The organism is Azospirillum sp. UFLA03-27 (assembly GCF_059803775.1).
The window spans coordinates 23,125-34,063 of sequence record NZ_JAUQTX010000044.1; the positions used below are offsets into that span (position 1 = coordinate 23,125).

Consider the following 10,939-nt stretch of genomic DNA (forward strand, 5'->3'; position numbering starts at 1 on the left):
CCACGCTGGCGCGCGGCTCAGCCGTCCCTGCCCTGCTCGGCTTTCCCGAGCGTGTACTCGTAATACAGGTGCCCCATTGCCCGGAGGTCGGTCCCCAACCCGGAGGGCGCGGGTGCGTCGGAGCGCACGACATGCCCTCCGGTTTTGGCTATCAGCGCCGTGATCAACTCGGGCAGCGGCATGCGCTCCCAATTCTTCTTGCGCGCCATCTCCTGGTCGACCGGAATCATCGCCAGCCGCAGGTTCACCATTTCCTCAAGTCCCTTCTGGCGCAGGGTGGCGTTGTGGCTGCCGTGATGACCGACCTTGTAGAACACCGTCCGCTTCAGCAGATCGGGTCCCGTGACCGTTCGCCCGTTCACGGACCACTCTCGATTCTGCCACGAGAGCCAGTTACCCACCTGCGCGTCTGCGGCGAACAGCAGCACGTCGCCGTCGTCGAGCTCGATGGCGAGCACAAGGCTGGTGTTGTTCGTATCGTTGTCCAAACGCAGTGCGAAGTCGGCCGCAGCGCCCACCCAGTCGTCATCGATTCGCCGCCAGGTTCCCCCGTCCTCAGCGTTGCCCCAATAGCGTTCGGCGAAGAAGGGCAGCTTGCGAGCCTCGTCATAGGGAATGGCGGACTGCGGCCCGAACGGAATACCGGTGTCGTCGGCCACGGGATCGCGCACCGCCTCGTCCAGGAACAGGGCACTCAGTTCGTCCACGTCGGTCGTCTCGTCCAGGCCGTAGGTCTCCGGCTCGCGCTTCGACGGCCGCGACGTCCTCAACAACCGCTTGTCCTCCGGCGGACCAAGGACGTAGAGCCGCGCTTGGGTCCCCTTCAGAACCTCCGGGGCTTGCGCCGGCCTGCAGTAGCGAAGCGTCGCGCCCGGTCTCCTTCCGAGTGCGCGCGCCGCGTCGAGCGCCGACCGCGTAGAGTGTCCGCCCGCCGCGCCGAAAACGTATCCCGACGCCGGGTCCTCACCAAAGAAGCCGAGGAGGTTGTCGACGCTTCTGGCGACGCCGTCGGCGCCGAAGGCGCGCAGCCGGACGCTGCTGTCGACGAGGGCCTTGACCGCCGCGCTCCGCCGGGCGACGAGCTCCTTGGCGGTGGGATCGTCCGGGTCCTCGGTCCAGCCGAACCAGACGTTTTCAAAGCGGATCCGGTCGAGCTCCTCCCGCGCCTGAACGAAGCCGGACACGTGGTCCCAGTGCTCGTGGGTCACGACGAGAAGATCGACGACACCACCGGTCGTCGCGTTGATGTCGGCGACCACCTCCTTCATCTTGTTGGCCGCGCCGTCCGTGCCGAGGATGAGCCCGCAATCGATCATGATGAACGCCCGATCCCGGCCATCCTTCGCCGTCGTCCGTGGCAGCGTGATCAGGAAGCAATCGCCGAGCCCATGGCGATACATGCGGATTTTCGCACGGAAGACATCGGCGCCGGTGATGGGCGCCGGTGTGACCGTGGAGCCTTCGCCTGCGGCTCGACGGGCTTTGGTCTTGGCCATCGGCTTCTCCTTCAACGCACGCCATGGAGCATCGCGAACGGCTCGCTCGCGGGGCCGCCGCGCGGGTGGTAGTTCGCGGCCAGCGGAACGCCGGCCAAGGTATCGGCGAACCGGAGCTGCCGCGCCACGCGGGCCGTCTGGTCGATCCGTTTGCGGATGAAGTAGCGCACCGCTCCGGTCTTGAGGTCGATCAGCAGGGTGCAGCCCCCCCGGATCACACCGCGCCGGGGCGGCGCGGGTTCCCAGGCCTGGGTGATCTCGACGACCAAATCCGCGCGGCTTTGCCCATCCGGGCCGATCCGCCGCGCCGGCCGCACGGAGTGCACCTCGATGCCCCGGAACGTGCCGGGAAGTCCATCGATGGCACCGGCGGCGCCCCGCGCGCGGACGAGACCGAGCGTCGCGATTTCCGCCTCCGACACCTCGTTGGGCGACATCAGCCAACGGTGGAACGTTGCGGCGTTGGCCAGCGACGCCTCGAAAGCGGTGCGGCGGCTGGCCCCGAGGGTCCAGTCCAGATTCATCACCTTCAAGACGTTGGCGACGTTGCGCAGCGGCTGCGGCGGCGGCTCCCAAATGACGGCGTCCGGCGAAAGGTGGCGCACGCCTTCGGCGAAAATCCCGCGCCCGCGGAACGCCGCGATCAGGGCGACGCGGTACGACCGCTTGTCTTCCGGCACGAGGTCGCGATCGGCCGTGATGATCGCACGCAGGTAGTCGCCGAACGTGATGTCCACCGGCGGGCAGTAGTCGAGGGCGCGAATGCACATGTCCAGCCAGTGCCCGGCGATCTTAGCGGCCTCGTTCGCCAGCTTGTCGACCAGACCGGCGGGCAGCGCCCCTTCCGGCAGCACCCCGGAGCCACCGGTCGCAAGCCGGATGAACTCGTCCGCCCGCGTCTGGTAAATCCGGAGAAAGGCGTCGAAGACAGCCGCCACGAGCACCGCCCCGCGATCGTGCGCCTCCGTCGCGTTCGCGTATTGAGCCCGATCGAGCGGTTGGGGGACCCATTTCCCATCGACGATTTTGCCAATGGCATCGCGCAGCGCTCCGTACCCGCGGAGCGAACGGCCGAACCCGACAGCCAGCTTGGCCAAGGCGTTCTCGCGGCGGAGATCGCCGCCGGTCCGGGCGATCTCGGCGCGCAGCGCCTCGGGCAGGGTGAAATGCTGGAAGAGCGCCACGATGTCGGCGAACGCCTCATGGAAGGCCCAGACGTCCGGGTTGGTCGGCTGGGTGAAGCGTCGGTGCAACCCGTCGAGCAGCGCGTGCGACGTTTCGTGGGCGATGATGTCGTGGGACAGGGCGGCGAACACCAGCCCGCCGGGGAGCAGCCCGTTGGGGTTCTCCGCCGACTCCGGGAAATAGCCGAACAGCAGAGCCTTGCGGTCCGGGCTGTAGAAAGCGTTGGCGGTGCGCAGAGCGTGCGGGTAGAGCCGCAGGCGGCGCACGAACTCATCCCGCGGCCGCCCGTCGACGTATGTTCGTCGCGGCGCCCACAAGGCGACGCGGCCGAGCGCCCGCTCGAAATGTTCGATGGTGCGCATGGCGACGGCGTACACCATCTGCTGGTGAAACTGCGGGTTCGCTTCCGAAGGCGAAAGGCCACGCTGTGACAGCAGGTGAGGATGGTCGAGGTCCACCGGCGCGTAGCACCGCTGGCTGGCCGGGTCGGCGTCGATGACCTCGACGTATTCGCCGACCGGCCCAGGCTCCAACGCCTCCCAGCGTACGTCGATGCTCGTCTCGTTGAGTCCCTGCGTGGCGACCTCGGTTCCGATCGAAGGGTCCTGGGCGTACACCCGCAGGTGCCGCCGCGCCGGCGGACGCACCGGCGGATTGAGCGCATGCTCGAGCAGCATCCGCTGCACCGGGGTGAGGGGTGGCGGCGCAGCGGGTGACGGCGCTTCCACCGCAGACGCCGCGGCCGGCGCGTCCGCCGGTGTTTGGGCCGGCCCCCACCCGGTGGAGGCGCCTTGGCTCAGCAGGAGACGCAGCGTGTCTCGCAGCGCGCGCGAGGCCCCGGGACGCTCCAGCAGCGCTTCCGCGACCCGCCGCGCGGTGGCCGGGTCCGCCGGTGGTTGGGCCGGATCGGACAAGAGCGCCTCGATGTCGCTGGTTTGCGAGAGCTGGAGAGCTTCGAGTTCGAGCATGCGTTGGCGCGTCGACGGCGCGCCCGCGACACCCAAACCGGTCAAGATGCGCAACATCGGGAAACTCACATCGTCGCGATCCTGCGGGGCGAGGTCGGAGGCCGGGGAAGCGTCGAGAGCGTCGCGGGCGTGCAAGGCGCCGCGGCCGCACCGTTCGTCCGCCTGGCCGGCGGTCTCGAACAGCGCTTTGCGGACCGCTTCGACGCGCCGCCATCGCTCGCCGGCCGGAACCTGATCCAGCCACGCCCGGTGCGTGTGCATCCACAACGCGGCGGCCACCGCAACCTGGGGCGTCGCCGCCGAGGTCCCGGCGCCGTCGAGGTCGACGATGTCCGGGCAGCCGAGCTTGGCCCAGGGCACGTTGGGCGTGAACGCCGCCACCGCGGTCTTCATCTTGCGCGCCGGCCCGTAGTTCCCGGCCATCAGCGGCCTGCCGTGTGTGCCGCCGAGGTCGGCGTACGGCGCGTGATCGGCCATGATGCCGCAGGCCGCCACGACCCGGCCGAACCGTGCCGGATAGACGATGTTGCGGGTTGGTCGATTGTCGAGGTTGTTGCCGGCGGCGGTGACGATGAACACGCCCTGCTCGTAGAGCGCGTTCACCGCGTCGGCCCAGGCCTGGGAGGCCACTCCCCCCATACTCATGGTGACGACGTCGATGCTGGTCACGGAATCGCGGCTCAGCAGGTGGACGTAATCGAAGGCTTTGGCGATGGCGCTGTTGCGGAACAGCACGACGCGGTCGGCGACACGGATCGGCACGATCTCAGCGATCGGTGCCGCCATCGCCAGGATGCTGAGCGTTCCCGTGCCATGCCCGAGATTGGTGAGAAGACCGTCGGTGCGATCGGTCGCGTCCGCCGGAAAGTCCGGATCCACGAAGTTGCGCTCCAGGTCACGGCGCAGGGTCGGCGGCACCGTCGTGTGGCGGGGATCGTACCCGGTGTCGAGGTGGGCGATGCGCACGCGCGGCGCGGAACCCGCGGTTTGGGCCGTGGCGACCGCCGCCCGGAGCTGGGCATGCTGGTCGTCGGCGTACGACCCGCCGTCCGCATAGACCGGATAGTTCCGGTTCTGCGGCTCTGGCGCCGTGCAACTGTCCACGAGCCCAAACCCTTGTCGCGGTCGCTCCTCGGTGAGCCATTGCTGCTCGACGTCGGGTTCGGCGAAGGCGACCCCCCCGACACCGAGGATTCCCAAACCATCGCGCAACAGCGTGTGGCACAGGTCCCAGGCGTTGGCGTCGACGTCGGCGCGGGCGGCGCGCAACACGTGCCACGCGGTGGGTGCCGCGAAGCCGCGGCCCGGCGTTCGGTCAATGCTGCGGAACAGGGGCTCGATGTTGAGATCGATTCCGCTGGCGCGGGCCGAAAGCCCTGCCTCCACCGGCAGCGGAGGCATCCGGACCAAAAGAGACAGCCTGCTGGGGTTGGAAGCCATGGCCGGTCACTCCCACGTTGAACCCGGGTTGCAACGACAGACACCATACGGAAGCCGTCAAACGGCGCGATCAGACGCCGCTCGCGGGAAACGGAAAGCGGTTCGGGGGCGGCAGCGCCGTGTCGTAGTGGGTCCGCACGGCGAGGTCGCACACCGCATAGCCCCAGTTGACGAGGCGCTCCTGCAGCCGGTCATCCATGCGCTCCAAGCGGGTCGCCACCGCCGCGAGCTCCCGTGTCGCTTGGGGCGCGCAGGCCAAAGGCGTCTGCGCGGTAAACTCGGATGCGAGATTGCGGATGCTCCAATACGCCCCATGGCGCTCGCGGTCGGCGAAGGAGCCGACGACCTGCCGCTTGCGCAGGGCGCGAACCTGGTTGTCGGTCAGGTTGAAGATCCGGTGGGCGTGGCGAGCCCAGTCCTCGTGCGGTTCCCGTTCAGGCGACAGGCGTTGCCCGCCATCGCTGACGAACACGGTTTCGTAGCGCTTCCAAACCGTTTCCAGACCGAGGTTGTCGTAGACGCCGCCGTCGGTGAGGACGATGCGCGACGTGTAGGGCGTCTCGTGCAGCGCCGCCCCGGCCTCCGGTTGGACGGTGGACGGGTCCACCGTCAGCACCAGGGGCGACAGCACCGGCGGGAACGCCGCGGATGCGGCGACCGCAATGGCCAGTGGCAGGGTTGGGTGCGCACTCGGCCGACCTGCCAATCCCCCATGTACGGCCGCGAGAAGCGCCACAATGCCCCGGTCTGCACGTTGGTGGCGTTGATGACGAAGCGGGGTCCCGGATCCGCCGGCAGGTCCTGGAGCGTAGCCCCTTTGAACAGGATGTCGTCGTACTGGCGAGCGATGTGGTCCGCGATCGTACCGGACAGGAACAGGCCGCCGATGATCGCGTGCGCGTCGAGGGTCCGGCTCGCCAACGCGCGCAGCGGTGCCACCACCAACGGCGCGAAGTCCGCGTCGACCCGCCCGGGGTCGAAACTCAGTTCCTTCCAGCGCGTCGCGAGCACGGCGGCGGTGATTGAGCCGCAGGAAACGCTCGAAACCCGCGCCAGCGTTGCGAGCCGTCCGAGTTCGTACAGCCGCCATAGGACGCCAGCGTGGAAGAGCATGGCTCGGTAGCCGCCGCCCGACAGGCACAGGCCGACGCCCGGCTCGGGTCGCGTGGCGCCGTCGTCCGCGTTGACGGGGCTGCGCCGCATCGACAGTGAATCGACAACGTCCGCCATGGCTCCTCCCCTTTTTCTGTGAAGCCGCCATGTTCACCACGATAATAATCGGTGCGCTGTTAAAAGTGCAGTTGCGCATGAGGGTAGAACTGCTAGTCATTTTTGTGGATGATTGCCGCTCTGCATACTGGAGTATGCAGTTATGGCGCCTATAATCGCGCCCAACCATTTCGACGTCTGTATGCAGAATATTCAAGGTCGGGATGTCGATGGCGCTCGCAACGGCTCTGTTGCAAAGTTTGCCGGCAATCACGAGGTGATGGTTACGGGCATCACCGCCGACGCTATGCGTCCTGGATGTCGACCTGCTGGCTGAGGAACTGCACGGCCTCGGTGAGCACATCGGGTCCAAGGTTGAAGGCGCGTTCGACGAGGCGCGCCTCGCCCGGCACGTCGCGGGTGATGTTGAAGCTGGACGCTTGGCCTTTGCGGAGCGCCCGCATCACCTCAAAGCGCTTGATCGTCGCGTAGGCCGTCTTCAGGGTCTTGAAGCCTCGCACCGGGCGGATCAACTGTTTCAGCTTGCCATGGCCGGCCTCCACCACGTTGTTCAGATATTTGACCTGGCGGTGCTCAGTCTGCTCGGGACATTTGCCCTCGGCCTTCAGTTCCGCCAAGGCCGGCCCATAAGTTGGCGCCTTGCCGGTGTTGATGACCGTCGGCGTCTCCCACGCCTTCAAGCCGTTCAACGCCTTGGACAGGAAGCGCTTGGCGGCGGCGGTGTTCCGCGTGGGAGAGGCGGAGGTCGATGGTGTTGCCATGCTTGTCGACGGCTCGATACAGGTAGGCCCACGTGCCGCCCACCTTGACGTAGGTCTCGTCGACCCGCCAGCTGGTCGACCGCGGACAGCGCCACTGCCAGCGCAGCCGCTTCTCGATCTCCGGTGCATACTTCCGCACCCAGCGGTAAATGGTCGAGTGATCAACCGAAGCGCCGCGCTCGGCCATCATCTGCTCAAGGTCGCGGTAGCTGATGCCGTACCGGCAGTACCAGCGTACCGCCCAGAGCACAATCTCACCCTCAAAGTGGCGTCCCTTGAAGTCCGACACGGCTTGGCTCCCTCCAACGTCCAGCCATTCCGCCGCCTGCCGGCCAACTTCGCAACAGAGTCGCCGGGACCGCCGTCGCGGACCAAAGCGGAATGCAATCCGCTTTGGGGAGGGGCATAGAAACCCTCAGCGCAATCCCGCCTCCAGCTGTTCCGCGATCCGCGCCAGCGCCGTGTCCATCGCCGCCGGCGGACCGCTCTCCAGACTGTCCAGAACGATCAGTCGGGCGCCGCCGTCCGCCACAGCCTGGGCGATCTCCGGGGCCGGCTGGCGGTGGTGCAGCACCACGGGAATCGCCTCGGCCTTCAGGGTGGCGGTCAGTTCGACCAGACGTTCCGGCGTCCAGTCGCGGTCGTCGCGGGTCCAGACCTGGCGCAGATCCAGCCCGAGATCGGCGGCCAGGGTGGCGAAGCGGTCGGACAGGGCTGCCGCCGACGGGTCCGGCAGCGCGGCGAACACCTGCGCCGACCGGGACGACACCATCAGCAGCCCGCGCTTCAGGGCGGCAAGATTCGCGTCGATGGCGGCGGCGGAACCGGGATAGAGGCGCCGCAGGTCGGCGGCCAGGATGTCGGCCATCCGTCCGGCGTTGGCGATGCCCAGCCAGGGGAAGGCCACACCGCCGCTGACCGCGATCCCCGGCAAGGAGCCGTCCACCGGCCGGGCGGCGTCGATCTCGACGAGGCGGATGTTGGCGCGCCGCGCCAGCGGGTAGAGCGGATCCTCGCCCCAGGCGGAGCGCAGGGTCAGCACCGCGTCGGCCTTGCGGGCGGCCTCCGCCAGCTTGGCCTCGCCGCGCCCGCTCAGGAAGGCGTGCTGGCGCCCCATGGGGATGGCCGGCGGAACCACCGCCTCCACCGCCACCGGCGTGCCTTTCGTCAGAGCCTGGGCCAGCCCGGCGGTGACCGGGTGACCGGCCAGCACCGTCTCGGCGGACGCGCCCGCCACCGTGGACAGCAGCAGGAGCGCCGCAAGCGTGACGCGCTTCATCCCTCTTCCCCTTTCATGAACAAGCGCGCCAGCAGCGCCCCCAGAAACAACAGCCCCGCCGCCAGGATGATGGCACCGCCCGACGGCACCGGCAGGGCCAGTTGCACGGGCAGCAGGATTCCGGCCACCGCCGCCACGCTGGCGAAGGCGACCGACAGCAGGAAGAAGCCGCGCAGCGACGAGGCGACGACCCGCGCCGCGGCGGCCGGAATGACCAGCAGCGCCCCCACCAGGATGGCCCCGATGATCTTCACCGACGCGACGGTGACCACGGTCACCAGCACGATGAACAGATAGTCCAGCCTCTTCACCGGCACGCCGCGCACCCGCGCCAGCGCCGGGTTGAAGCTCGCCAGCAGCAGCCGGTTGAACAGCGGCAGCATCAGCGCCGTGACCCCGGCGGCCACCGCCAGCAGCACGGTCAGGTCACGGTCGTCCACCGTCAGGACCGAGCCGAACAGCACGTTCTCAAGGATATGGATGTTGACCCGGCTCGCCAGGATCAGCAGCAGGCTGGCGCCCAGCGCCAGCGACACCGACAGGAAGACGCCGATCAGCGTGTCGGAGGTCAGGTTGCTGCGGTTGCGCGTGTAGTTGACCAGCAGAGCGAACAGCAGGCAGTAGCCGAACAGGCTGGCGTAGGGGCCGGTGTAGGGCTCCCCCGCCAGGATGCCGATGGCGACGCCGGTCAGCGCGGCGTGGCCGACCGCCTCGGAGAAGAAGGCCAGCCGCTTGGTCACCACCAGCGTGCCGAGCCCGCCGAGCACCGGCCCGATGACCAGCCCGGACAGCAGCGCGTTGACGAGAAAGCCGTGGGTCAGCCCGGCGGGCAGCAGCCCGGCCCCGGCCCAGCCCTGGACCAGGGCGCGCAACGCCTCGAAGCTCATGACGCGATCCTCTCAGCTCCGGTGCGGCGCGGAACGGCGGAGAACAGGTCGAACACCCGCTCCGGCGACAGCATCTCCAGCGGGGCGCCGTCGAACAGCACGCGCCGGTTCAGGCCGGTCACCCGCGTCGCCAGCCGGCGCACCTGGGCCAGATCGTGCTCGACCCACAGGACGGTGGTCCCGGCGGCGGAAAGCTCGGCCAGCAGCGTTTCGAAAATGGCGATCCCCGCCTCATCGAGCGCGGTCATCGGCTCGTCCAGGACGATCAGGTCCGGCGCCGGGATCAGCGCCTGGGCGAGCAGGACGCGCTGCCGCTCGCCCCCCGACAGCGCGCCGAAGCGGCGGCGGGCCTTGCCGGCCATGCCGACGCGGTCCAGCGCCGCACCGTAATTGATACGGCGGTCCGGCCCGAGGAAGGCGGGGCGGCGCTGGCACAGCACGGCCAGGAAATCCTCCACCGTCAGCGGCAGGCCGCGGTCGAATTCGACCGATTGCGGCACGTAGGCGACCGTGCCCGGCCCGTCGCCCGGCCAGTCGAGCCGGATCGTCCCGCGGTGCGGCGCCTGACCGAGCAGGGCGCGGATCAGCGACGACTTGCCGCCGCCGTTGGGGCCGACCAGCGCGTGGACGGTGCCCGCCGCGACACGCAGGGACACGTTGTCGAGGATCTCCGTGCGCCCCAGCGTCAGGCCCACCGCGTCGAACAGGATGGCGGGACCCGTCACGGTGCCGCCTCGGCCATCGCCAGCACCAGCGTGTCGAGGTTCCGGGCCATCTCCCGCTCGAACAGGTCCGGCGCGTAGTCGCCGTGCGAGATGTGGGAGAAGGCGTAGAGCCGGATGCCGGTCTCGCGCCGGATCGTCTCGACATAGGCGCTGGGGAAGTTCAGCTCCGAGAAGATCACCTGCACGTCGAGCTTGCGCATCGTCGCGATGGTCTCGGCGAGCTGGGCCGGGCTCGGCTCGATGCCGTGGGCGGGCTCGACGACGGCGGAGACCTCCAGCCCGAACTCCCGCAGCAGGTAATCGTAGGCGCCGTGGATGGTGGCGACGCGCAGGCTGGCGGTGCCGGCCGTCGCCAGCTTCGCCAGCGCGTCGGCCCGCAGCTGGCGCAGGCGGCGGGAATAGGCGCGGGCGTTGGCGGCGTAGGCGGCGGCGTTGTCCGGGTCGAGCCGCCCCAGTTCACGCGCGATGGTCGCGACCTGGAGAACCGAGTTGGTGATCGACAGGAAGCTGTGCGGGTTGACCACCTTCCCGGCCGCCCGCGCCGCCATTCCCGCCGCGGGCAGCAGCGGCACGTCGGCATTGGATTCGACGACCGGCAGCGACGGCTTCGCCGAGGCGGCGATCATCCGCCCGGCGAAATCGTCGTGCCCGATGCCGTTCAGAACGATGGCGTCCAGTCCGCCGATGCGCTGGATGTCCTCCGGGCGCGGCTCGTAGGCGTGCGGGTTGAAGCCGGCGGGGATGACCGGCACCACCTCAGCCGCATCGCCGACGATGTTGGCGACGTAGGAATAGTAGGGGTGCAGGGTGACGCCGAAGCGGCGACGCCCGGCGGGAGCGGCAAAGGCACGGGCGGGCATGGCCGCGGCGGCCAGGGCGCCGGCCAGGATCAGGCGGCGGTCGGGGCGGCGGTCGGAAAAGAGGCTCATCGGGTCACCCCGGCGGTGAAGGTGGAGACGATCCGCTTC

General features: G+C 69.0%; 8 protein-coding genes and 1 pseudogene. All 9 read right to left on the reverse strand.

The features are described from left to right. Window positions 1-17: 17 nt before the first annotated feature. Complete coding sequence (locus tag Q4I23_RS09500; RefSeq protein ID WP_498526054.1) at window positions 18-1,496, reverse strand: ComEC/Rec2 family competence protein; 1,479 nt, start codon at window positions 1,494-1,496, stop codon at window positions 18-20. 11 nt (window positions 1,497-1,507) lie between these two features. After that, window positions 1,508-5,089, reverse strand: coding sequence for a S8 family serine peptidase (locus Q4I23_RS09505; RefSeq protein ID WP_498526055.1), 3,582 nt, complete (start codon window positions 5,087-5,089; stop codon window positions 1,508-1,510). A 70-nt stretch (window positions 5,090-5,159) separates the two neighbouring features. After that, window positions 5,160-5,720: a hypothetical protein gene (locus Q4I23_RS09510; RefSeq protein WP_498526056.1), complete on the reverse strand. Its 561-nt coding sequence runs from the start codon at window positions 5,718-5,720 to the stop codon at window positions 5,160-5,162. Then, on the reverse strand, window positions 5,699-6,319 hold the full coding sequence (locus Q4I23_RS09515; protein WP_498526057.1) for a patatin-like phospholipase family protein: 621 nt from the start codon (window positions 6,317-6,319) through the stop codon (window positions 5,699-5,701). The genes Q4I23_RS09510 and Q4I23_RS09515 overlap by 22 nt, the downstream gene beginning before the upstream one ends. A gap of 284 nt (window positions 6,320-6,603) precedes the next feature. Next, window positions 6,604-7,369 (reverse strand): annotated as a pseudogene (locus Q4I23_RS09520) (IS6 family transposase). A 126-nt stretch (window positions 7,370-7,495) separates the two neighbouring features. Next, complete coding sequence (locus Q4I23_RS09525; protein ID WP_498526058.1) at window positions 7,496-8,359, reverse strand: metal ABC transporter solute-binding protein, Zn/Mn family; 864 nt, start codon at window positions 8,357-8,359, stop codon at window positions 7,496-7,498. Continuing rightward, a complete protein-coding gene (locus Q4I23_RS09530) occupies window positions 8,356-9,246 on the reverse strand; it encodes a metal ABC transporter permease (RefSeq protein ID WP_498526059.1) in 891 nt (296 codons plus the stop codon). Before Q4I23_RS09530 ends, Q4I23_RS09525 begins: the two co-directional genes overlap by 4 nt. Then, entirely contained in the window at window positions 9,243-9,971 is a 729-nt protein-coding gene (locus tag Q4I23_RS09535) for a metal ABC transporter ATP-binding protein (protein ID WP_454019640.1), read from the reverse strand. The genes Q4I23_RS09530 and Q4I23_RS09535 overlap by 4 nt, the downstream gene beginning before the upstream one ends. Beyond that, window positions 9,968-10,900 (reverse strand): metal ABC transporter solute-binding protein, Zn/Mn family, encoded by a 933-nt coding sequence (locus Q4I23_RS09540; RefSeq protein WP_498526060.1) that lies wholly within the window; start codon window positions 10,898-10,900, stop codon window positions 9,968-9,970. The genes Q4I23_RS09535 and Q4I23_RS09540 overlap by 4 nt, the downstream gene beginning before the upstream one ends. Between the last annotated feature and the right edge of the window lie 39 nt (window positions 10,901-10,939).